Genomic DNA, 24402 nt, shown 5'->3' on the forward strand with positions numbered 1-24402 from the left:
GATGGTTGTCAATTCAGTTTGCCAATTCGTCATTTTGAAGAACGAAAGCATGTAATAGGACGCCTCCGCATAGATTGTAAAACAGTATCTGATTTCTAGCTTCAATCTTGAAAGAGGAGGTTCATATGGATATTTTAAAGAAAATCGAACAGCACAGAGAAGAAGAGCAGCGTCTCAAATGGGAAGGCACATTCAGCGATTATTTAGACATTATTAAGGAAAATCCACTTGTCGCTCAATCTGCTCATTCTCGCGTTTATCATATGATTAAAGACAGCGGGATTGAAGAGGAGAATGGGGTCAGAACCTACAAATTTTTTGATCAGGAGCTGTTTGGGTTAGAGGAATCACTCGAAAGATTAGTGGAGGAATATTTTCACCCTGCTGCAAAGCGGCTAGATGTCAGGAAGCGTATTTTATTACTGATGGGACCAGTAAGCGGGGGGAAATCGACGCTTGTCACTAGATTGAAAAGAGGACTTGAAGAATATTCACTCACAGATCATGGCGCAGTTTATGCGATCAAAGGCTGCCCTATGCATGAAGATCCGCTTCATCTCATTCCGCAAAATCTGCGGGAGGATTTCTATAGAGAATATGGGATTCGTGTGCAGGGGAATTTGTCGCCTCTGAACATGATGAGACTAGAAGAGGAATATGGCGGCAGAATTGAGGATGTAAGGGTCGAGCGGATCTTTTTCTCTGAAGATAAACGGACCGGCATTGGTACGTTTAGTCCGTCTGATCCGAAATCTCAGGACATTGCCGATTTAACAGGAAGCATCGATTTTTCAACCATTGCTGAATTTGGATCAGAGTCAGATCCCCGCGCCTACCGCTTTGATGGAGAACTCAATAAAGCAAACCGAGGGATGATGGAGTTTCAGGAGATGTTAAAGTGTGATGAGAAATTTCTCTGGCACCTTCTGTCATTAACGCAGGAAGGAAATTTTAAGGCAGGAAGATTCGCCTTAATTAGTGCAGATGAATTGATCGTCGCCCATACGAATGAAACCGAGTACCGGTCGTTTATTTCAAATAAAAAGAACGAGGCGCTCCATTCAAGAATTATTGTGATGCCAATTCCTTATAACTTAAAGGTCACAGAAGAAGAACGCATTTATCATAAAATGATTTCAGAAAGTGATGTCTCAGATGTGCATATTGCCCCGCATACGCTGAAGGTAGCAGCAATGTTCTCCATTTTGACGAGACTGAAAGAGCCGAAGCGTTCTGATATTGATTTGGTGAAAAAAATGCGTCTGTATGACGGAGAAAGTGTCGAAGGCTTCCAATCAGTCGACATTGATGAGATGAAAAAGGAATTTCATGACGAAGGGATGAGCGGAATTGATCCGCGGTATGTGATTAACCGAATTTCATCTACCATCATTCGAAAGAATATGGAATCGATCAATGCACTGGATGTCCTTCGCTCCTTAAAAGAAGGGCTCGATCAGCATCCGTCTATCTCCAGCGAGGATCGGGAGCGTTATTTGAATTTCATTTCAGTCGCACGAAAAGAGTATGATGATATTGCGAAGAAGGAAGTGCAAAAGGCCTTTGTGTATTCCTATGAGGAGTCTGCGAAAACGCTGATGGATAATTACTTAGATAATGTCGAGGCATACTGCAATAAAAACAAGCTGCGTGATCCGTTAACGGGTGAAGAAATGAATCCTGATGAAAAGCTCATGCGTTCAATTGAGGAGCAGATCGGCATTTCTGAAAACGCCAAAAAGGCATTTAGAGAAGAAATTCTGATTCGTATCTCGGCTTATGCGAGAAAGGGAAAACGCTTTGATTATAATTCGCATGAGAGATTGCGGGAGGCCATTCAGAAGAAGCTGTTTGCTGATCTAAAAGATGTGGTGAAAATCACGACATCGACGAAGACACCGGATGAACAGCAGCTGAAGAAGGTCAATGAAGTAGTGGCTAGATTAATTGATGAGCATGGCTATAATTCAACAAGTGCAAATGAACTTTTAAAATATGTAGGCAGTCTTCTGAATCGTTAATAAATGAAGGAGGCATTATTGGCGCATCAGCACCGGTAATGTCTTTTTTAGAAATGATCGTCAACTTGGATGACGAGCAGCATAGGATAAAGGAATCGATGGCTAGAAGAATTGTGCAAATAGGTGAGGAGGGGGATGGATGTCCCGGCAAGAAAAAAGTCAGTTTATTGTGTCTCAGGAAGACTGGTCCCTCCATCGAAAAGGCTATGACGACCAGCAGCGTCATCAGAAAAAAGTCAAAGAGGCGATTAAAAATAATTTGCCGGATCTTGTTACAGAAGAAAGCATCATCATGTCGAACGGAAAAGATGTTGTGAAAATTCCGATCCGTTCATTAGATGAATATAAAATTCGGTATAACTACGACAAAAATAAACATGTGGGTCAAGGCGATGGAGACAGCGAGGTTGGCGATGTTGTTGCGCGTGACGGCTCAGACAGCAAGCAGGGTCAAGGAAAGGGGCAGGGTGCTGGAGATCAAGCTGGTGAGGATTATTACGAAGCAGAAGTCTCATTAATGGATCTCGAGGAAGCACTGTTTCGTGAACTGGAGCTGCCAAACCTCAAGCAAAAGGAGCTTGACGACATCATTGTTGAACAAATTGAGTTTAACGATATTCGCAAAACCGGGTTAACAGGAAATATCCACAAAAAACGAACGATGCTGTCGGCATTTAAACGAAATGCGATGACAGGCAGTCCTTCCTTTTATCCGATTTACCCAGAGGATATCAAGTATAAAACGTGGAATGAAGTGACCAAACCAGAGTCGAAAGCTGTCGTTTTGGCGATGATGGATACGAGCGGAAGTATGGGGCTTTGGGAAAAATATATGGCGAGAAGTTTTTTCTTTTGGATGACACGTTTCTTACGGACAAAGTATGAGACGGTCGATATTGAATTTATTGCCCACCATACAGAGGCGAAGGTGGTAGACGAAGAACATTTCTTCTCACGGGGTGAGAGCGGGGGGACCATTTGCTCGTCTGTCTATCGAAAGGCACTAGAGCTCATAGACGAACGATACCCACCGTCGCGATATAATATTTATCCTTTTCATTTTTCTGATGGTGACAATTTGACCTCAGACAACGCCCGGTGTGTGAAACTTGTTTCTGAGATCATGAAAAAAGCCAATTTATTCTGCTATGGTGAAGTCAATCAATACAACCGGCATTCTACGTTAATGTCAGCATATAAACACATTCAGGATGAGAAATTTAAGCATTATATTTTGAAGCAAAAATCAGACGTTTTTCTCGCACTAAAAAAATTTTTTCAGCAGGAAGAAGTTCATTCATAACGAGCACATTTGAAAAAACCTTTCAGCATAAGGGCTGAAAGGTTTTTTGTGTGGAGAAGGAAAGGATCGCCAAAAAAAAGTAAAACTTTCTCTTTGACATTTCAATTTTCATTTATTAATATTTAATCTTGTTAAATATAAGTTTTTCAAAAAAGATGCCGATCGTCTTTTCTTCTTTTTCTGCTCTTTGCTCATAAGTGAACAATAAGTATAAATGGGCTGCACACCATGATAGGGGCGGGAGTAGAAGAAGGGAAAAGGACAGAGTGTTGAGCTTGTTTCATATTCTGTCAGATGATGGGCATTCTAAGTTTGCTAAAGCAGATGACACTATATTTTTATACATGAAAGGAGAAACAAAACATGAACAGAGGGCGTTTATTGCTAACGAACATTATTGGCCTTATTGTGATTCTTGCCATTATTGCCGGAGGTGCTTATTACTACTATGAAAGCACAAACTTTGTCAAAACAGATGAGGCAAAAGTGACAGGTGACATGTATCAAATTACAGCACCAGCAGCTGGACAAATCAAAGGCTGGGATATCAACGAAGGTGACGAAGTGGAAAAAGACAGCACAGTTGCAAAAGTTGAAGGACAAACAAAAACAAACATTAAAGCAGTGGCTGATGGCACATTAGTTAAAAAAGAAGTACAAAACAATCAACAAGTGCAGCCTGGTACAGTTCTCGGTGAAACAATTGATTTAAGCAAGCTTTACATCACAGCAAATATTAAGGAAACAGATATTAAAAACATTGAAAAAGGCGACAAAGTCGACATCGTTGTAGATGGAGATCCTGATACAACATTTGAAGGAACTGTTGAACAAATTGGTTATGCGACAAACTCAACATTCAATATGCTGCCAGCAACTAATTCAAGTGGCAACTATACAAAAGTAACGCAAAAAGTAGCAGTGAAAATTTCAATTAAAAATCCATCAGACAAAGTGCTTCCAGGTATGAATGCTTCTGTCAAAATTTCATCTTAATGATGATTGATATCAAAATATGAAAGGAGGTTGTCTGAGATGGCAAATCAACCTGCAGCGACAAAACAGGGAACAGGCTCCTTGTCTTTACTGATCATTTTAATGGCCGGTTTGTTCGTAGCGATTTTAAACCAAACGCTTTTGAACGTAGCTATGCCCCATTTAATGACAGAATTTAATGTGAGTGCAACGACGATTCAGTGGCTGACAACAGGCTACATGCTTGTCAACGGTGTGCTGATTCCGTTGTCTGCGTTTTTAATCACACGTTTTGGACAGCGCAGCTTATTCCTAGTGGCTATGATCTCGTTTACACTAGGTACATTTATTTGCGGCATTGCGCCAAACTTTTCAACGATGCTTATTGGCCGTTTGATTCAGGCTGTCGGCGGCGGTATCTTACAGCCGCTCGTTATGACAACAATCCTTTTTATTTTCCCTCCGGAAAACAGAGGGAAAGGAATGGGGATTTTTGGTCTTGCGATGATGTTTGCTCCTGCAGTAGGACCAACATTATCTGGTTACATTATTGAACATTATTCTTGGCGTATTATGTTTTATGGACTTGTGCCAATTGGTGCGATTGTCATTATCGCGGCTTTCTTTATGTTTAAAAATATTGTAGAGCCTAAAAAAATCAAGCTGGACAGTCTTGGTGCGATTCTTTCAATCGTCGGTTTTGCTTCCCTTTTATACGGAGTGAGTGAAGCAGGAAGTGATGGTTGGACAGATCCGCTCGTCTTATCTACGATTATTATTGGTGCGATTGCGATCATTCTCTTTATTTTCCAACAGTTGAAAGTTGATAATCCGATGCTTGATTTCCGCGTATTTAAATACAGCATTTTCTCATTATCAAGTGTCATTAACATCATTATTACGGTTGCTTTATATACGGGGATGTTCTTACTTCCGATTTATCTGCAAAACCTCGTTGGGTTTACGGCATTGCAATCTGGGCTATTAATGCTTCCAGGGGCACTTGCGATGCTCATTATGTCCCCGATTTCAGGGATCTTGTTTGATAAATTTGGACCTCGTCCGCTTGCCATTGTGGGGATGCTCATTACCGTTGTCACGACGTATGAGTTTACGAGGCTGACCATTGATACTTCCTATAGTCACATTGTGCTCATGTATGCAGTACGCGCATTTGGTATGTCGCTCTTGATGATGCCGGTTATGACAGCAGGGATGAACCAATTACCTCAGCACTTAAACAGCCATGGTACAGCGATGTCTAATACATTAAGACAAATTAGTGGTTCCATCGGTACGAGTTTGATCACAACGATTTATACGAATCGGACGACATTCCATTATTCCAATATGGCGGATCAAACAAATACTGCGGACCCGTTCTTTATGAATTCATTCCAGGCGGCTGTATCGAATGTGATGCATCATATGGGCATGACAGCAGAAGCTGCTCAAAAATATGTATCTACCCAGCTCTTTACAAAAGCACAGGTTGATTCAAACGTGATGGGCATCAATGATGCTTACATGTGGGTGACATTATTCTGTGCGGCTGGTGTCATTCTCAGCTTGTTCCTGCGAGATGTTCGTAAGGATAAAAAGCGAAAAGAACAGCAGCATAAGAAACAAGAAATATCACTGCTTCCGGCACCTAAGGAAGCTAACCAGGATGCAAGATAAGTGTGGAGGGACCGTACATGAAAATTTATGTTGTATACGATAGTGAAGGTGACCATACAAAAGCACTTGCAGAAGCGATTGCAGCAGGCGCAGGTGAAACAGAGCAAGCTGAAGTATTCATTGATCACGTGAAAGATGCAGACATTCGCAAGCTCGATCAAATGGATGCGATCATTTGGGGCTGCCCTGGTCACTTTGGTACCATTAGTTCTGGGTTAAAGACATGGATTGACCGTCTCGGCTACTTATGGGCAGAAGGAAAACTAATCGATAAAGTCGGTGCTGTTTTCTGTACAACTGCTACAACACACGGCGGTTTAGAAATGACAATGCATAATTTGATTACACCAATGTTCCACCAAGGAATGCTTGTTGTCGGCCTTCCTGGAAATGTTCCAGAGAATGCTTTATACGGCTCTTACTATGGAGCTGGTGTGACATGTCCGATCGATTCAGATGAATTGATTTCGACTGAAGGCATTGAACTTGGAAAAGCACTAGGAAGACGTGTAGCATCAGTCACTGCATCATTTAAGCGATAAGGAGAGGGTTCTTTTGGCGACGATTATTGTAGCGTTAGTAGCTGCTGTTCTAGTCATTATTGGATTAGTAGCGTTCAATGTCAGACACGCATCAGCCGATAAGGAAGAGATCAAAGAAGATGTCTCCAATCAGCCTGACGTGCCGCATAGCGAGCCAGAAGCTGTGGCGAGACCTGTAGAGCCTGAAGTTGAAAAAAAAGCGTCAGAGCCTTCTCGAACGGATGATGCTGCGTCTGGCGACGATTTCTATAGACAGGCGCTTCAAAAGTTTAAACAGCCAGAACCACCTGTCAAAGAAGAAGAACCAGAGACAAAAATGAATGATGATATGTATCGTTCTGCTTTGCAGAAGCTAAAGCAGAAGGACAAATAAAAAAGAGAACCTCTCAACAGGTTCTCTTTTTTTATGGCACAAAAAAACCGCCGGCAGAAGCCGGGCGGTTTTCCTTCACTCTATAAAGTGCTAAAAGAGCAGATGCTCTTAAATTACGCTTTGTTAACGTTAGCAGCTTGTGGTCCACGGTTACCTTCAACGATTTCGAAAGAAACTGATTGACCTTCTTCTAAAGTTTTGAAGCCTTCGCCTTGGATAGCAGAGAAGTGAACGAATACATCGTCTTGACCTTCTACTTCGATGAATCCGAAACCTTTTTCAGAGTTGAACCATTTTACTTTACCTTCTAACATGAAATTTCCTCCTAAAGCGATCTTAACGCTTAAATTCACTATTCTTGCTCTTACACAAACTTCAAAGACGAAAACTCTTTCAAAACTTTCTTCTTAAAGATGATACGAACAAAAATAATTACCTTTACTTTACCAGTGTTTGCGGGAAAAAACAACTGTTATACGAAAACTTTTTTAAAAATAATTAGTGCTAACAAATTGAGGAAAATGCCTATGTCAAATGGTCTTTTTTTCTCTCTGAAAAGCTCACTTGATTTCGGCCAGACTCCTTCGCTTTATAGAGCTCCTGGTCAGCTATAATTGGTAATTGCTTGATGTCTGCACTCGTTCCATGAGAATAAGCACATCCAATTGATACCGTAGTGTGAATGGACATACCATTTTTTAAATAAATCGGCTGATCGGCTATTTTTTTTCGTAAGCGTTCTGCAATCTGCCATGTTTTTTCAATTGTACAATTTGGTAGAAGGACAGCGAATTCTTCACCGCCAATCCGACCAATATAATCAGAGCTTCTTGTGTTTTTAATCAGCCTTGTACCGATTTCTTTTAAAACAATATCTCCCTCATGATGCCCATATTGATCATTGATGGTTTTGAAGTAATCGATGTCTAGGTAAATAAGGGACATTTGATGGATAGGCTGCTTCAACTTCTTAGTAAAAGCTTCTCTTAATACCTCATCGAACTTCCGTTTATTTAAAACACCTGTTAAAAAGTCATAATGAGCTTGGAATTTATATAAATTTAACAGCTGATATGCTTTTGTTTGATGTTCAATGACATAAAAGTTAAACAATCCAGCAATATATGAGAAAATCCAATATGTAGAATGCAGCTGAAATGATGTCTCATGCACGATCAAGATGAACAGGCTTGTGGCAACCACATTACCAATCGTAATGGATAACAGCATTTTCACAACATGATTCATATGACGCTCTGCAATCAAAAAAGAAGAGGCTGCGATAAACATCATGGAAAAAATATTGATGGAAGAAGCGATGTTGGCTTCAATTAATAATCGGCCAATGATCACAATAAAAGCTGCAATCATTGTTTGGGCGATGCCTCCATAAAAGGCCGTTAAAATAAGGGGAATATGTCTTAAATCGATGATCGCTGGTCCTGTTTTAATAGAGAAGAACATTAAAAGGACACCGAGTAACCCAGAAAGCATGCCTTTGCATATTTGCCTGAGCAAGGTATCTTCTTTCTTCAGAAAATTCTCTTTAAACACAAGCATAAATAAATAATGGAAAGTGACAAGAATTGTTAAATTAATAAAGAGGTCTCTTAGCAAAATAGAATCACCTTTTTAAAATTACTAAAATTTGTTGCAAAAGAAAAGGGGAAAAAGGATAATTAATAAAAATTTTAATGATGAGGAATTGAAGAAAATGCGGGGAAAACGCTTTCCAGATCAAACGGACTGGCTTTCTTTTTTTGAAAAAATGCCAGATGCCTGATTTGAAAAAGAAATGCCGGTTGAATATCAAGATTTGACGTTTCGGTTCGAGAATCAGGAGGAGCGATTTGTTGTGAACATGTCGCTTGCTATGCAGGAGTTTACCTTAAAGGTCGTTCGAAAAAAGACCGAATCCGTTTTAGGAATATATGATTTTAAAACAGTCCAGCATGTAGAGATTAAAAAAGATCGGAAGGAAGAAAAGGAGCTGTTGCTGATATTAGAGCATCGTGACGACTTCATCACAACAATCGAAATCACATTTCTACCTTCCTTTTGTCTTATGGTCAAAGAACATTTTTCAGGAGAATAAACAGGAGCCTCTTTTTATGAAGGCTCCTGTTTTATTATTTGTGCTCGATGTCATTGATGACTTGCTGGATCGATTCATCATCCATCACATTCATCACACTTTCATCAATGTGAAGAGATTGCGCATAAGATTCTCTTGGCTGATGAGTTCTTGATGGTGATTGGTGCTGGTTCGTTTGATTTGGCTGGACAGCTGTGAATGCCTGCTTGATCATTTGGCCAACTTCACCTGTTCCTTTTGATTCCTTATGTGAGCGGGACTCATGACGAGATGAATCTTGGTGCTGATGGTTTGCGCCTTTCATCATTGAAGACATATTCATTTGTGTCATGCTTTTCAGTCTTCTTCGTAAAACCGGGGAGAATAATGCAATGATTGCTGTTGATACTGCGATCATTGCGCCAGTGCTCATACCTTTTCTTTTTTTAAACAAACGAATCCCTCCATTTGATCGTGATGATCTTTCATCAAGTTTAGGATGACCAATCACAGCTGAATTATGAATTCATTTTGCGGAAAGAGAGGATATGTGCATAAAAAGCCGGCTGGATGAAAAACCTATGAGCAAAAGGAGGGAATAATTGATGAATAAGAAATGGATGCTATCTTTACTGCTCGTGCCAACATTAATCACCGCTGGGTGTGGAATGAACAACCAAGGCGATGAGCGTAGAGGAACAATGAAAAGGCAGTATGAAAATGTCACATATAAAAATGACAACATGAGACAGGATCAGCCAGATGTTCAAACACCTCAGAAGGTCAAAGTGGCAGATAAGGCGTCAGAGCTTGTAGCCAATATGTCTGAAGTGAAGACAGCAAACGTGCTTGTCACAGGAAAAAATGCATTTGTTGCCGTTGTACTTGAAGGCAATAAAAGCGGTGGTGTGACGGACGATCTGAAAAAGAAAATTTCAGACAAAGTCAAATCAACGGATCAACAAATCGACAACGTGTATGTATCTGCTAATCCAGACTTTGTCGATCGTATGCAAGGTTATGGAAAACGTATTAAAAGCGGAGAGCCGATTTCAGGATTTTTCGATGAATTTACTGAAACGGTTAGACGTGTCTTCCCTGAATCAAAATAGCTACGACAAAAGCCGTATGTCATATGCGGCTTTTTTGTTTGGAACCGCACCTCGCGCACCTGACTGCATAAAGTAAAAAATATATCACCTCTTGTTGATCTTTGTTTCTTCATAGAGAGAGAAAGAGGGTTCAGGATGAATTCAGGTGGGGAGCAAATGAAAGCAGGGCCGTCATTGATTCATAAAAAACTTGTAAGCGGGATGATTGCAGCAGGTCTGATTTTTTATGCTTTCACCGCGTACTTGATTTATGTTGCGTTTCAGCTGACAGGACAATATTTGGAGCAGTCTTCTCCTAAAACGGTTATCACGGAGGGACTCAATAAGCAAGTCTATGAACATATTCGAATCTACTATGCAGAGGAAGAGGATGCTTTTGTTGATCTGACCATAGAGGCCATGAAGCAGGCAGAGAAGAGGACAGCGTCAGTGTTTCAATTTGAAGCTGACAGACCTTTAGACGTTATTTATTTTGATGATAAAGAGACGATCGAACAAATCGCTGGTATCAAGCATATTACGGGATTTTACTCCGATCATGATCAAATGATTGGGTTATATCCAGATAAACGGGAAGCATTATTGAAGAAAGAGACACTGCCTTTATACTTTTTCAATACGCTTTTTATTCATGAGTATGCTCATTTTGTTTTCTATGAAAAGGTCCATTCATATGAAGTATCTCCAGGCATTTTTCCGCTTTGGTTTCACGAAGGAACAGCAGAGTGGACGGCCTATGATGTGTTAAATGCTACGTCTGAACGCTTCGATGTAATTCCATTTCAATCTCTTCATTCTGATCAAGACTGGCAGAACTCCCGGGTAACGTATGAGACAGATGTCTATTTACAAAGCTATTATATGATCTATGAGCTGGTGCAGCTTTACGGACGAGACATCATACATGAGATCATGGAGGAAACTGCGAAAACGGGCCAATTTGCTAGCGGTTTTGAACAGGCGACGGGGGAGAGGCTCACAGATTTTGAAGAACAGTTTAAAGTGATGTATCAAAGAAAAAACGGCTGACCAGAGAAGGGGTCAGCCGTTTTTTTAATGAAGCGGTTTTTGTTGATCTGCCTTGCTAGGAGGCATTTGAACCTGCCCCTGAAGCGGTGCAAAAGCTGACGTCATGGCTGTCATATCTTGTTTGGAAAGCTGAGGAACTTGATAGTAGCCATGCTTGTTTTGATACAAGAAAATTTCATATGCCATTTCGATAAAGTTCGGAATCTGCGCAGCAAGCACACGTCTGACAACAGGATTTGTTACTTCTAATGCGGACATGGAAAGTAGCCCAGCGTGTGATTTGACTAGGCTGAGCATATGTCCTGTGATGCCTAAGTCTTTTACATCCTGTAATGACTGATTCGGCTTCTTCGGCTGAGAAGGTTTGATTCCGTATGTCACTTGTGTGTGTTCTTTCATCATATAAGTAGCGGTTTCTTCACTAGGCTTTTGGCCTGTAGAAAAACAATCTACAGTGACATTGTACTGTGATAAAACGAACTGATATTGTCGATCCAGGATGTCGCATAATGCAGGATCTTGAATAAATTGCCGCAGGATCATATATTGATCCAAAATATTAATCGTGCCGGCTAAAATTTCATGTAAATCGAATAACTCATGCCCGCCATGGTTGAGCTCAGGCTGCTGAGCGCTTCCTTGAAACATTGGCTGCTGATCGTTTTGCATTGATATTCCTCCTTCTGTTTATACAATCTGTTTTAATGTGAGGATATTTTCTCGTTTTCATGCAAAAAACATTATTTACAATTAGAGGGTTTTCTTTCTTTTTGTCGAAAAAAAGTATCAGACGAATGAACATGGGGGTACCAGATGCAGGACAAAATCATTAATCGTTTGATAGAAGACGAACATGTGCAGGCACCAGTGATCGGCATCGGTGTTTCGCCGTTTGAACAGCATCATCTTGAGGCTTTTTTTCAATCGTTGCCACATGAATTAAATGCCTCTTTTATTGTTGTGCAAAATCACGTGACAGGCGATTGTATAACAGATTTGGAAGCACTTGTTTTACCGATTGGCTACCGGGCAAAAACGATTAAACATGGTGAGAAAGTCATGAAGAAGACCATCTATTTTTGTCCGCAGCATGCGGCTGTGACGTTAACAGAAGATCATCGGCTTCATGTATCTGAGCAGCTGCCAACAAACAAGGGATGCTCTGTCGACTCGCTTTTTAAGTCACTTGCCAGTGTTCAAAAGGAAGAGGCGTTTGCGATCTTTTTTCAAAAAGGTCATTGTGTGGGGAGTGGATTGCTTCGGTTGGTAGAGCAAGGCGGTACAGCGTTATCGTGCAGTGAGGTAGAGAGTGGTTTTGACAGCATGTATCATCACACATTCAAAAATCCATCCACCCTTGCAGCTTATATGGCCAATATCATCAATGTCCCGCATGCGGATGAGACGGATCCAGCTTTACTAAGAATCATTGAACGTCTCGAAATGTATAAAGGGATTGCCTTTTCAACCTATGAAAAGAAAAGGCTGCTTTCTGTTATTCAAAAACGCATGCGCACTGCAAACGAACCAATGTCATTATTAACAGAGTACGATCGTTTATTAGAAAGAGAACCAGATGAGCTTGACCGCCTGCATGCCCAGCTCCTAAGCGGCACGACTGCTTTCTTTAGAGATATGGAGGCTTTTCGAGTATGTGAACAGAAGGTGATCCCGTCAATCATTGACCATTCGATGAACAACGGGAAATCTCGGTGCCGAATTTGGATTGCGGGATGTTCGACAGGGGAAGAAGCTTATTCTTTTACGATTTTATTTTTAGAAGAAATGAAGCGAAGAGATGTGTCCATTGAACTTCAAGTCTTTGCGACAGATATCAACCGAAAAGCCATTCAAATAGCTAGTAAAGGTCTTTACTCGATAGAGTCTATGGCAAGCATACCGGAAAAATGGCGGGCGCGATATTTCGAAAAAAAAGGTGACGCTTTTATTGTGAAGCAGTCGCTTAGAAAACATATTGTTTTTGCTCCTCACAATTTATTGATTGATTCACCTTTTATCCACCTCGATTTTATCAGTTGCCGAAATGTTCTGATGTACTTTGAGCCAGAAGTACAAAAACGAGTATTATCCCGATTCCAATATGCTTTAAAAGATCAAGGGGTGTTAATCTTAGGGCCAAATGAAACTGTTCCCAATATTCCTCGATTGTTTCAATTGTTCAATGAGAAGTGGAACATTTACACCTATTCAAATGTTCCTGCATCTAGTGTCCCTTGGGTATATGACGCTCGTGATGCCGAGTTAAAAAAGCGAGCTGCACAATATATGGAAGAAGTGGGCGGAGAATATGACGCATGCATGGTGATCAATGATTGTGACAAAATTCTGGCGATGTCAAATGGGGCCTATTCCTTTTTAGACCGTACAGAAGTGTCAGATCAATCATGTGAATATGTCACACCTGATTATTTGAAAGAGATGTTGAGTCAAACCTTTCAAAAGGTATGGACGGACGAGACAGAGGTTGTGTTTCAGCATGTCCTCATTTCGGAAAAAGGAAAAAAACAGTATGCGGATTTTATTGTAAAGAGTTTTGATCACCGTTTTAAAGGGGTATACGTCATTCTCATTCGAATGAATGAGAGAGGGAAAATTCAAAAGAACAGCAGGGAAAAAGGGATGCCAGATCAGAATTCAGTTTATCAGCAGCGTATTGTCGATTTAGAAATTGAACTCAATGAAATTAAACAAAAAGAGCAGGAGGCAAGGGCTCAATTAAAAGTGAAAAACACGCAAATAGCGGAGCTTGAGAAAAAACATGAACATTTTATTAATATCATAAACAACTTAAGGGTAACAAGGGAAGAACTGTATAGACCTTCTGTCAAGCCTCAGCTTGCGACGTTGTTTGTGGACCGGGACATGAATATTCGCTATTACACTCCTACAGCCGCCTCTTTATTTACTTCAGCACAAATAAGGCAACAGCAATCCTTTCAGGCGATGGCTAAAAAGCTTACACAGGAAACGCTCTATCATGACATACAATCGGTTATCTCGGACAGGCGCGTCATCGAACGAGAAATTGAAACGAATGAAGGAGAACAATTTACTGTTCACATCACACCTATCTTTGATCAAGATCATGAGGGAGCGGTGATGACGTGGATTAAAATGACGGAAATGACAAAAATCAAACAGTCACTCCATCTAGCGGTAACAGCACTGGATAACAGCCATATCCATATTGTTGTTGCAACTGAGGAAGGGGTCATTCAATGCGTGAATCAGCGCTTTTGCCAGTTTGTACAGCAGCATGAATATGACCTGATCGGCAAAGATATTTTTTCTGTCTATCATTCGCTGTGTCAATGTGATGATTTAGAAAAGCAATGGGACGTTTGTTTAAAAGAAGGCAGCTGGACTGGTGAGCTGTACTTTCAGGATTTATCAGGCCGTGAACGATGGGAGAGAGTCTCTTTACACCGAATTGATGATCCTGACAAAATGCAGTCAACCGTGATGCGGATTTCTGAGGACATTACCAATCAAAAGCAGTCAGAGAAGATGCTGATGAAGTCCGAGATGCTGTCCGCAGTTGGTCAGCTTGCAGCCGGCATCGCCCATGAGATACGGAACCCGCTGACGTCGTTAAAGGGATTTTTACAGCTGATGATTCAAAGTAAGAAATATCAGAAGGATTATGCAGATGTGATGATGTCTGAATTTAATCGGCTTGAAGCCATTATTAATGAATTCCTTGTGCTCTCTAGAAGCAAATCGGTGAAATTTGAGCCGGTACATGTCAATCTTCTGCTCGAAGAAGTGATCATGGTCGTTGAATCACAGGCGGTTTTAAAAGGCGTATCTATTCAGAAGAATTTGTCTCCGTCGCTGCCAAACATTCAAGGTATACCAAATGAGCTGAAACAAGTTTTCTTAAACATTCTTAAAAACGGTATTGAAGCGATGGATGGTGTGACAGGTGTCATTCAAGTCACATCCGTATTGGAACATAATCAGATGATGCTGATTTTTGAAGACCAAGGAAAGGGCATACCAGAAGAAGAACTAGGGAAACTGGGTGAACCTTTTTATACAACGAAAGAAAAAGGGACTGGTCTTGGTTTAATGATGACGATTAAAATCATTGAAAGCCATGGCGGCAGCATTCGTTTTGAAAGCAAAAGCTTTGAGGGGACACGAGTGATTATTACGTTTCCAATGAGCTGACAGACATAAGATTTACAAGAAATCCATCTACCATCAATATTTACTTAGTACACTATGAGAGATAAAGCTCGGAAGGGGAGGGTCTAATGAAACGTGTTCGATCCATTCGTATGATCTGCTGTCTGGTTTTAGTGATCTTTAGTCTGCAATCCTTACTGCCTGGCATGATTACAGCAGAACAAGCCATTGCGTCTGAAAAGAAGGAAACGGTTTGGAACCAAAAGAAGCCAATGAAAATCAAGAAAGCCCGTCTGCTGATCGGAGAAACGGTGACGGTGAGTGGAATTGTGACAGCAGACCAATCGGCTATAGGCAATGGGAAACTGTCAACGTACATTCAAGACAAATCAGCAGGAATCAATATTTATTCAGTACAGCCCAACAACTTCCCAGAACTGAAAACAGGCATGAAGGTGACAGTAACGGGGAAGATCACGTCTTATAAAGGACTGATTGAAATTGTGCCGGATCGAGATGCCCTGAAGGTAGATGCTGTCAATCAAACCTTGCCAAAGCCAAAGCGAGTCTCACTGAAACAACTAGAAACGGATCAGGCACATAAACATGAAGGAAAACTTGTGAAGATCAAAGGCTATGTTGAATCAAAGCCAGAGCAGCCGGCTGGCGGTGGATATAATGTCGTGATTATTGATAAAAAATATCACAGCACCATCCTTAGAGTGATGGTGGATACAAGTGCCATTGATGAAGTAAAGACAGGGAAATGGTATGAGTTTACAGGAGTTTTAAGCAGATATGATACGCTGCAGGTGCTTCCAAGACACAAGGGTGATGTCAGTCTGCTGAAACGCCAGCCAAAGCCGCCAAAAATCAAGAAAGAATACGAGGCAACGGTTGACCGGGTAGTGGATGGTGATACGATTCATTTAAAGAAGCCTGTGCTTGGTACAACAAAGGTGCGCTTTGTGAATATGGACACGCCGGAAACGTACCATAAGCCAAAAAATGAATTAGATCAAAACCAGCTGCGTTTTGGACAGAAGGCGGCGGACTATTTAAATACGCTGCTCTCAAGCGGAGATAAAGTCACATTAAAGATTGGTCCTGAAGCGAAGGACGACTATGGACGTCTTTTAGCTCAAGTGAAAACCAAAAAAGGGGTCAATACGAATTTAGAGCTTGTGAAAAAAGGATATGCTCCTACGTATTTCATCTGGCCGATTGGAGATGAAAAGGACTATCAGATGTTCCAAAAAGCGGTCAAAGAGGCGAAAGAAAAAGGGCTGGGCATATGGAACGAAGCGGACCCGCTGCTGGAACAGCCGTTTGAATTTAGGGCACGTGAACAGAAAAAAGGACTGACACGCTACGTCGGTGATTCATCAGCGAAAACGTACGTATCGCCTGACAGCTGGAAAGAAATCGCTGTAGATAAACGCATCTTTTTTGCTTCAAAAGAAGAAGCAGAACAGGCTGGCTATCAGCCGGCAGAGGAAGCTGGGGAAGTCCCGTTAACCATTTTAAGCATGAATGATTTACACGGAAAAATTGATCAACAATACGAGCTGGATCTAAAAGGTGATGGCAATAAAGGAACGTACGGACGGATGGATTATGTGGCGGCTTATATGAAACAAAAACAAGCAGCACACAAAAATACGATCACAGTTCACGCCGGAGATATGATTGGCGGCAGCTCTCCAATATCGTCTCTTCTGCAGGATGAACCAACTGTTGAACTCATGGAGAACATTGGCTTTGATGTTGGCACGGTCGGCAACCATGAATTTGATGAAGGGGTGGACGAGCTATTACGGATCATAAATGGCGGAGATCATCCTAAAGGCACAAAGGGATATGACGGACAGAATTTTCCGCTCGTTTGTGCAAACTGTGAATACAAGGATACAGGTAAACCACTTTTACCTGCTTATGAAATCATGGATGTCGAGGGAATTCCTGTAGCATTTATCGGTGTTGTGACAAAGTCAGCCGCAGGAATGGTGATGCCAGAAGGGATTAAAGACATTCAGTTTACAGATGAAGTCAAAGCCGTTAATGAAGCCGCGAAGGAATTAAAACAAAAAGGGATCAAAGCCATTGCGGTCTTAGCTCATATGACAGCCTCTCAAAATGGAGATACCATCACTGGAGAAAGTGCGAAGCTTGCCAAAGAAGGCGATGATGAAATTGATGTCATCTTTGCGGGGCATAATCACGAAGTGGTAAACGGAGAGGTCAATGGGAAATTAATTGTCCAAGCCTTTGAATATGGGAAGGCCGTTGGCGAAGTCAATGTAACACTTGACCGCAAAACGAAGGATATTGTCAAAAAGAGTGCAAATATCCAGTATGTAGACCAGTCTGGTATTGAAAAGGACAAGGAAGCAGCCGGCATCTTGGCTCATTACGGAAAAGAAGTTGAGCCGATTATTAGTGAGGTAGTTGGAGAAGCTGGTGTCAAAATGGAAGGCGGCTATTCAAATGATGGAGATACGCCGCTCGGAAATTTGATTGCTGATGGTATGAGGTATTCTATGAAAAGTGATTTTGCCATGATGAATGGCGGCGGCATCAGGCAAAACCTTGAAAAAGGGCCGATTACGTGGGGAGATCTGTTTAATATTCAGCCTTTTGGCAACGTCTTAGTTAAACTTGAGATTAAGGGGAAAGACTTGGCTGAGATCATTGAAGCGCAAATTTCTCCTCAATTTGGACCAGATTATAGCATTTCGGGTTTTTCATATTCCTATGATCCGGTAACATATAAAGTAGTCGACTTAAAGCTGCCAGATGGATCAGACGTTGAGCTCGATCAAACGTATACACTCACGGTGAATAACTTTATGGCAACTGCAACTGGCAGTAAGTATGCACCGATAGGAAGGCTGGGGAAAAATCCTGAAACAGGTCCAGAGGATTTAGAAGCCACTGTCGCTTTTGTGAAGAGCTTTGAAGGAGCTTCCATTGTGTATCAAAAAGAGGGACGCATTCAAAAAGCAAAACAAGAAGAAAAAGCAGCAAGCTAAAGAGCGTTTCATATAAGAGAAATGTAACAGGTAAAGGAGTTTAAGCATGAAAAAGTGGCTTGCACTTACTGTGATGACAGCAGGAATTGTCTTGCTCGGCTGGGGAATTTGGCAAATCGCCTCTACACACCTTCAAACAGCACAATCATTAGAAGCCGCGAAGAAAGCGGTAGCGGACGATCAAAGGATGTCAAAGAAGCAGTTTTCTCCTGAAGTGGGGAAAGCCTCTGGCATCCTGACGATTCCGAAATTAAAAGCAGACCTTCCCATTGTCGAAGGGACAGATGCGGATGATCTTGCCAAAGGAGTCGGGCATTACAAAGGCAGTTATTACCCTGATCAAAAGGGACAAATCGTCCTATCTGGCCATCGTGACACGGTATTTCGCCGAACAGGTGAGCTGGATATTGGCGATCAGCTAAAAATCACTGTGCCGTATGGTGAGTTTCTTTATGAAATCACACATACGAAAATCGTGGATCAGCATGATACATCCATTATTACTTTGCAGAATGAAAAGGAAGAGCTCGTGTTAACGACATGCTATCCATTTCATTTCGTCGGCAATGCACCAGAGCGATATATTATTTATGCAAAAAGAGCATCTGTCTAATGAAGAAAGAGCCTGCATTTAATCAGCAGGCTCTTTTTTTAATGAATGATCTCGTCCATGAGCTGAGCCATATCTGGTGGAAGCGGCGCTTCTATGCTCAGTTGCTCACCTGTAAAAGGATGTGTCATGTCTACTTGTTTGGCGTGAAGAGCGCATCTGTTGATATAAGCGCGAGCGCCGCCATAAAGTGAATCCCCGGCTAAAGGATGCCCGAGACTGCTAAGATGGACACGAATTTGATGTGTTCTTCCGGTCTCAAGTTGCAGCTTAACAACTGTCATTTGCAGGCGTTTATTGGTGTCCATAACCTGAAAATGAGTCACAGCACTTTGACCAGTAGGAGAGATTCTTCGTCTGACGGCATGATGCTTGTCACGGCCGATCGCTGCATTGATCGTGCCTTTCTTTTTCTTGAAAAGTCCTTCTGCGATGGCGATGTAAGTTCGGTTGATCGTTTTTTTAGAAAGCATTTGATCAAGCACAGCATGAGCTAACCTGTGTTTAGCAAAAATGACAGTGCCGCTTGTATCTTGGTCAAGCCTGTGGATATGTCTCACTCGCTTTTCCTCGCCATTTGCTTGAAAATGAAAGGCCACAAGGTTTGCCAGTGTGCCCGTTTGTCCCTTTTCATTCGGGTGCGTTGGTCGTCCAGCAGGCTTTTGCACAATCAATAAGTGCTCGTCCTCAAAGAGCACCTCTAATTCACCATATTCTGGCGTCACATCACTTTCTTCCGTTTCAAATAAATCGATCAGGATGTGATCGCCTGTACTGACTTTTGCCGCGTGATGGGCAGGCTTTTGATTTAAACGTATTTTTTGATGCTCCATCCAAAAATGGATAATCGGTTTTGAGGCCGATACGGCTGTTTTTAAAAACTGACTAAGTGAAGTGTCATGATGCTGCTCACCTGCTTTTAGTGAGAGCGTGTGCCCGTTAATATTCATAATATCCGTTCCTCTCTTTGGGTATATATAGGAAACACTTACCTTGGCGAACGCCTTTTTTTCTGTGCTATTCTGAATGGAGAACTAACGACAGAGAGGTAGATGCCACGTGAGAATAATGAAAGCTGCTACAGACCTGCAAGAGCAGGCAATTGAAGAAATATCAAAGGATGTTGAAGATCTTCTATCCCATGCTGTCGGTGAAAACCCAGCTGCGCGTCAACAAGAACGCCCGCTGACCTTTGTTGAAGGGGTTTATAACGGAACGATGGACGATGCTTTTCGTATTTTATCGGGACTTCAGCTATTACATACCATTATTGTAAAACCTAAACGCCATATGACAAAGCGTGATCGTGAGCTATTCGAGCGAAACCGTGAGCAGGTCAATGCATGCGGCTTTTCTTTTCCGTTTGATTTAGACGATTTTGCCAGCCGCCGCCTTCAAAATGCGTAAAAGTTGGTGTGAACTTCCTTGTTAACTTACAAGGCTGCCGCACATACTATTTTTAAGGGAACGGAGAAACCTTTAGATCTGTAATACCAAACCCGCTCTTTTTCAACATTGCCTATTTCTCCACGAATCGGAGCGCTTGGACCTCTTGCAGAATAAACCGAACACGGGTAGGAGCCTGACAAAATGGTACAGGCTCCTTTTATACATAATTATTTTAGCAGACATTCATCTTTGAAAGTCAATTTTATTCACGATATGATAGCATTGAGTATCATATTAAAGACTTTCGTAAAAAAAAGGAGTGGCCTCGTTGGTAAAGGCGATTATATTTGATTTTGACGGATTAATTTTAGATACAGAAACACATGAATATGAAGTTTTACAAGAAATGTTTGCAGAGCATGAGTCGGAACTGCCTCTTTCTGTATGGGGTAACGTCATCGGGACGCAGGCGGGCTTTAAGCCTTTTGAATACTTAGAAAAGCAGCTAGGAAAGACGCTCGATCATGAGGCACTCACAGCGGACCGGCGTTCTCGTTTTCAAAAGAGAATGAAGGATGAATCAGCACGACCTGGCGTAGAAGCTTATTTACAGGCAGCGAAGGAGCTTGGAATCAAGATTGGACTTGCTTCCAGCTCAGACTATAAATGGGTGTCTGATCACCTGAAGCAAATCGGTCTTTTCGATTACTTTGAATGTATCCGTACGTCAGATGATGTGGAAGAAGTCAAACCTCATCCAGAGCTTTATTTGCAAACCGCAAGCTGCTTAGGGGTAGAGCCAAAGGATTGTGTGGCATTTGAGGATTCAGTGAATGGATCAATTGCTGCCAAACGGGCAGGCATGAAATGCGTCATCGTCCCAAACAAAGTGACGAGCACGCTGCAGTTTGAAGAATATGATGTCAGATTAGAATCCATGGCTGAAATCGAATTGCTCCAGCTATTCCATCAGCTTGAAAAAGAGGATCAGTAAGGGGGCAAAAACATCATGGCAGAAAAACTCGATTTAACGCGGTTTGAAAAAAGAATGGTGATCCGTAATATCCGGGAAGAAGATATTGACCGAATCATCGCCTTGCAGGAGGTATGCTTTCCGGGCATGGACCCTTGGAAACGAGAGCACCTTGAAAGCCATCTTGAGCATTTCCCAGAAGGTCAGTTTTGTGCTGAATTTGAGGGGGAAATCATTGGCTCTTGTTCAAGTTTATTAATTAACTTTGATGAATACGATGACCGTCATACTTGGCAGGACATCACAGATGATGGGTACATCACTAACCATAATCCAGATGGGATGAATATGTATGGAATTGAAGTGATGGTTAGTCCTGAATACCGCCGCATGAAAATTGGCCATCGTTTGTATGAAGCAAGAAAAGACTTAGCGAGAAGATTAAATTTAAAAAGCATCATCATTGGCGGACGCATCCCGAATTATCATAAATACCAAGAGGAAATGACGCCTCGTCAATATGTGGAGCAGGTCATGCTTCACCAAATTTATGATCCTGTTTTATCTTTTCAGCTGTTAAATGAATTCAGCCTCATGCGGATCAACCCGAATTACTTGCCGGATGATAAGGCATCGAGCACATATGCGACGTTAATGGAATGGAATAATGTTGATTATCGTCCGCAATCGAAAAGATTTTATAAATCGGCGTTCCCAGTTCGCATTTGCGTCATTCAATATGCGATGAAACAAATTCATTCCTTCGAGGAATTTATGAATCAGGTGGAGTATTATGTTGATGTCGCATCAGATGCGTCAGCTGACTTTGCCGTATTCCCAGAAATTTTTACAACGCAGCTCATGTCTTACTTAGAGGAGCGCTCCCCAAGTCTTGCAGTTCAGCGGATCACGGAATATACCGAGGATTACATTAATTTGTTTACAGACCTTTCTGTGAAGTACAACATTAACATCATCGGCGGATCACATTTCGTTGAAGAGGAAGGGAAAATCTACAATATCGCTTATTTATTTAGACGTGATGGAACAATTGAAAAGCAATATAAGCTCCATATCACACCGAATGAAAGAAAATGGTGGGGGATTTCAGCAGGTGATCAGGTTCGGGTATTTGATACAGACTGCGGTAAAATTGCGATCCAAATTTGCTACGATATTGAATTTCCAGAGCTTGCTCGGATTGCAGCTGATAAAGGAGCGAAAATTATTTTTACACCGTTCTGTACAGAAGACCGTCAAGGCTATTTAAGAGTGCGTTACTGTGCACAGGCTAGAGCGGTTGAAAATCAGATTTATACCGTGATTTCAGGAACTGTCGGAAACCTTCCGCAAACCGAAAATATGGATGTCCAATATGCACAATCAGCGATTTTTGCCCCATCTGACTTTGAATTTGCAAGAGATGGAATTGTAGGAGAGTGTAATCCGAATATAGAAATGGTTGTCGTTGGCGATGTCGATTTAGAAATTTTAAGAAGACAGCGGCAAGATGGAACGGTACGTCAGCTCAAAGACCGAAGAAGAGACGTGTACCATATTGAATATAAGAAATAATGAAAGGAAGCGCCTATTGTTGAGGCGCTTCTTTTTGATGACATCAGATTTTTTCAATTGACAAAGGGATGCCGGAGCAAAATCTGAATATACTGAAAGGAGATCATGTGTTCAAAAAGGAGAGGAACATGGGACGACAAGCTAAACATTTGTATATCAATTTGCCGGTAAAGCATGTCAAGGAATCAAAGGCTTTTTTTGAGCAGCTGGGTTTTGAGTTTCAAGAGCAGCTTACGAATGATCAGGCAGCTTGTTTGGTCATTGGTGACACTATTACGGTCATGCTGTTATCCCATAAGCATTTTCAAACCATCTCAGAGAAACAATTGGTGGATGCAAGGCAGGGATCAGAGGTCATTGTCTCTATGCGGGTTGATTCACGAAAAGAGGTCGATGAGCTTGTCGAGCAGGCGATGGCAGCAGGCGGTTCACCGTTTAAGGAAAAGCAGGATCATGGGTTCATGTATGGCTGGAGCTTTCAAGATCTTGATGGTCATTTGTGGGAAGTATTCTATATGGATGAAGAGAGAAGCGGCCTTTCATAAGGGTGCTTCTTTTTTATTGTTTAACAGTGGTATGATAATGAGGAAGAATAGGAATTCATCTAGAGAAAAGTAGGTGCAGCATGGAGTTTTTACTTGTCTTACTGCCAGTGTTCGGTATCTTTCTTATCGGATATATTGGGCAGAAGGCCATTGGTTTTGACATACATACGCTCTCATCAATGTCTTTATATTTAATGTCACCATTTCTTGCGTTTGAAACCTTTTATCAAAACAAAGTATCGATGGACTATGTGTACCTATCTATTTTTGTCGTCGGACTTTGTCTTTCACTTGTTTTATGCGTTTTTATTTTATCTCGTATTTATGGTTATTCGAATGAAATGTATTGTGCCATGATTCTGTCGTCAGCCTTTATGAACAATGGGAATTACGGCACACCCGTTGTCCTGCTTGTCTTCGGAGCTGCTGGTTTAGATATTGCCATCGTTTTAATGGTACTGCAGCAGCTTGTCATGAGTACAATCGGTATGTATTATGCAGCAAAGGGCGGAGAGGATGCAGGAGATGGAAAGGTTGTGCTGAAAAAAGTGCTGCGTATGCCTGTTGCATATGGGGCACTCCTCGGTCTATTATTTCAGCTGCTTGATCTTTCATTACCTAAAGAGGTGATGACGGGTGTCCAGCTTGTGGGGGATGCCGCCATACCGACGATTATGCTTATTTTAGGCATGCAGCTCGCCGTCATTTCTTTTAAGCAAGTGGATTATCGAAATATTTCTTATGCTGTATTGCTGAAGCTGTTTATCTCACCTCTCATCGCATTTGGTTTTACGCTCATTTTACCGGTAGATGATTTGGTGAAACAAATTATGATCTTAGTTGCAGCCATGCCGACAGCAGCAAATACCACGCTGATGGCTGTACAATTTCGAACGAAACCTGAGTTTGTCTCAAGCACGACATTTCTCAGTACCGTTTTAAGCATCGTGACATTACCAGTTTTATTATGGATTTTATCTATGCACCCTCTGGGATAGGGGATAGGCGGCAAAACAA

Annotated in this window: 22 protein-coding genes; 17 read left to right on the plus strand and 5 right to left on the minus strand. The window is 41.6% G+C overall.

What is annotated here, in order from left to right; translation table 11 throughout:
- Positions 1-125 precede the first annotated feature (125 nt).
- The 6 genes from AAYR28_RS04400 to AAYR28_RS04425 all read left to right on the plus strand — a co-directional run bounded on the left by AAYR28_RS04400 (position 126) and on the right by AAYR28_RS04425 (position 6894).
- Positions 126-2021, plus strand: coding sequence for a PrkA family serine protein kinase (locus tag AAYR28_RS04400; protein ID WP_024425326.1), 1896 nt, complete (start codon positions 126-128; stop codon positions 2019-2021).
- A 139-nt stretch (positions 2022-2160) separates the two neighbouring features.
- The gene (yhbH, locus tag AAYR28_RS04405) at positions 2161-3324 is read left to right on the plus strand and encodes a sporulation protein YhbH (RefSeq protein WP_034282299.1); all 1164 of its coding nucleotides are present in this window, start codon (positions 2161-2163) and stop codon (positions 3322-3324) included.
- Between the two features lie 363 nt (positions 3325-3687).
- Entirely contained in the window at positions 3688-4320 is a 633-nt protein-coding gene (locus AAYR28_RS04410) for an HlyD family efflux transporter periplasmic adaptor subunit (RefSeq protein WP_024425324.1), read from the plus strand.
- Positions 4321-4359: 39 nt separating this feature from the next.
- Positions 4360-5979 (plus strand): DHA2 family efflux MFS transporter permease subunit, encoded by a 1620-nt coding sequence (locus AAYR28_RS04415; RefSeq protein ID WP_345808936.1) that lies wholly within the window; start codon positions 4360-4362, stop codon positions 5977-5979.
- A 17-nt stretch (positions 5980-5996) separates the two neighbouring features.
- Entirely contained in the window at positions 5997-6521 is a 525-nt protein-coding gene (locus AAYR28_RS04420) for an NAD(P)H-dependent oxidoreductase (protein WP_024425322.1), read from the plus strand.
- A gap of 13 nt (positions 6522-6534) precedes the next feature.
- Complete coding sequence (locus tag AAYR28_RS04425; RefSeq protein WP_034282297.1) at positions 6535-6894, plus strand: hypothetical protein; 360 nt, start codon at positions 6535-6537, stop codon at positions 6892-6894.
- A gap of 113 nt (positions 6895-7007) precedes the next feature.
- Here the strand turns inward: AAYR28_RS04425 and cspB are convergent, their stop codons facing one another.
- Entirely contained in the window at positions 7008-7208 is a 201-nt protein-coding gene (gene cspB, locus AAYR28_RS04430; protein ID WP_008349061.1) for a cold shock-like protein CspB, read from the minus strand.
- A gap of 211 nt (positions 7209-7419) precedes the next feature.
- Entirely contained in the window at positions 7420-8511 is a 1092-nt protein-coding gene (locus AAYR28_RS04435; protein WP_065214165.1) for a GGDEF domain-containing protein, read from the minus strand.
- A gap of 238 nt (positions 8512-8749) precedes the next feature.
- On the opposite strand from AAYR28_RS04435, the gene AAYR28_RS04440 reads away from it, so the two are divergent.
- Entirely contained in the window at positions 8750-8989 is a 240-nt protein-coding gene (locus tag AAYR28_RS04440; RefSeq protein WP_227001710.1) for a hypothetical protein, read from the plus strand.
- Positions 8990-9023: 34 nt separating this feature from the next.
- Here the strand turns inward: AAYR28_RS04440 and AAYR28_RS04445 are convergent, their stop codons facing one another.
- Positions 9024-9422: a hypothetical protein gene (locus AAYR28_RS04445; protein ID WP_024426613.1), complete on the minus strand. Its 399-nt coding sequence runs from the start codon at positions 9420-9422 to the stop codon at positions 9024-9026.
- Positions 9423-9573: 151 nt separating this feature from the next.
- Here AAYR28_RS04445 and AAYR28_RS04450 point away from each other — a divergent pair, with 151 nt between their 5' ends.
- Together AAYR28_RS04450 and AAYR28_RS04455 are read left to right on the plus strand one after the other, a co-directional pair.
- Positions 9574-10080 carry a YhcN/YlaJ family sporulation lipoprotein gene (locus tag AAYR28_RS04450; protein WP_345808937.1) on the plus strand — a complete coding sequence of 169 codons (507 nt, stop codon included), beginning with the start codon at positions 9574-9576 and terminating at the stop codon, positions 10078-10080.
- A gap of 156 nt (positions 10081-10236) precedes the next feature.
- Positions 10237-11109: a hypothetical protein gene (locus AAYR28_RS04455; RefSeq protein WP_034282333.1), complete on the plus strand. Its 873-nt coding sequence runs from the start codon at positions 10237-10239 to the stop codon at positions 11107-11109.
- A gap of 24 nt (positions 11110-11133) precedes the next feature.
- Here AAYR28_RS04455 and AAYR28_RS04460 read toward each other — a convergent pair whose 3' ends face one another.
- Complete coding sequence (locus tag AAYR28_RS04460) at positions 11134-11778, minus strand: spore coat protein (protein ID WP_034282292.1); 645 nt, start codon at positions 11776-11778, stop codon at positions 11134-11136.
- A gap of 144 nt (positions 11779-11922) precedes the next feature.
- Here AAYR28_RS04460 and AAYR28_RS04465 point away from each other — a divergent pair, with 144 nt between their 5' ends.
- From AAYR28_RS04465 to AAYR28_RS04475, 3 genes are all read left to right on the plus strand, one after another.
- Entirely contained in the window at positions 11923-15303 is a 3381-nt protein-coding gene (locus AAYR28_RS04465; protein WP_034282291.1) for a CheR family methyltransferase, read from the plus strand.
- 86 nt (positions 15304-15389) lie between these two features.
- Positions 15390-18293 (plus strand): 5'-nucleotidase C-terminal domain-containing protein, encoded by a 2904-nt coding sequence (locus AAYR28_RS04470; RefSeq protein WP_101677427.1) that lies wholly within the window; start codon positions 15390-15392, stop codon positions 18291-18293.
- A 46-nt stretch (positions 18294-18339) separates the two neighbouring features.
- Entirely contained in the window at positions 18340-18906 is a 567-nt protein-coding gene (locus AAYR28_RS04475) for a class D sortase (RefSeq protein WP_034282287.1), read from the plus strand.
- 38 nt (positions 18907-18944) lie between these two features.
- On the opposite strand, the gene AAYR28_RS04480 is transcribed toward AAYR28_RS04475, so the two are convergent.
- A complete protein-coding gene (locus AAYR28_RS04480) occupies positions 18945-19853 on the minus strand; it encodes an RluA family pseudouridine synthase (RefSeq protein WP_305933602.1) in 909 nt (302 codons plus the stop codon).
- Between the two features lie 109 nt (positions 19854-19962).
- Between AAYR28_RS04480 and AAYR28_RS04485 the strand changes: the two genes are divergently transcribed.
- The 5 genes from AAYR28_RS04485 (at position 19963) to AAYR28_RS04505 (ending at position 24383) form a co-directional block, all read left to right on the plus strand.
- Positions 19963-20310: a DUF5365 family protein gene (locus tag AAYR28_RS04485; protein WP_041116937.1), complete on the plus strand. Its 348-nt coding sequence runs from the start codon at positions 19963-19965 to the stop codon at positions 20308-20310.
- 310 nt (positions 20311-20620) lie between these two features.
- Complete coding sequence (locus tag AAYR28_RS04490; RefSeq protein WP_034282284.1) at positions 20621-21286, plus strand: HAD family hydrolase; 666 nt, start codon at positions 20621-20623, stop codon at positions 21284-21286.
- A gap of 15 nt (positions 21287-21301) precedes the next feature.
- Positions 21302-22840, plus strand: a complete 1539-nt coding sequence (locus AAYR28_RS04495; RefSeq protein WP_034282283.1) for a bifunctional GNAT family N-acetyltransferase/carbon-nitrogen hydrolase family protein — start codon at positions 21302-21304, stop codon at positions 22838-22840.
- A gap of 128 nt (positions 22841-22968) precedes the next feature.
- A complete protein-coding gene (locus AAYR28_RS04500; protein WP_041116939.1) occupies positions 22969-23385 on the plus strand; it encodes a VOC family protein in 417 nt (138 codons plus the stop codon).
- Positions 23386-23465: 80 nt separating this feature from the next.
- On the plus strand, positions 23466-24383 hold the full coding sequence (locus AAYR28_RS04505; protein ID WP_061109599.1) for an AEC family transporter: 918 nt from the start codon (positions 23466-23468) through the stop codon (positions 24381-24383).
- The last annotated feature ends 19 nt before the right edge of the window (positions 24384-24402 follow it).

This window comes from Bacillus safensis (assembly GCF_039619585.1).
In the GTDB taxonomy this organism is placed as follows: domain Bacteria; phylum Bacillota; class Bacilli; order Bacillales; family Bacillaceae; genus Bacillus; species Bacillus safensis.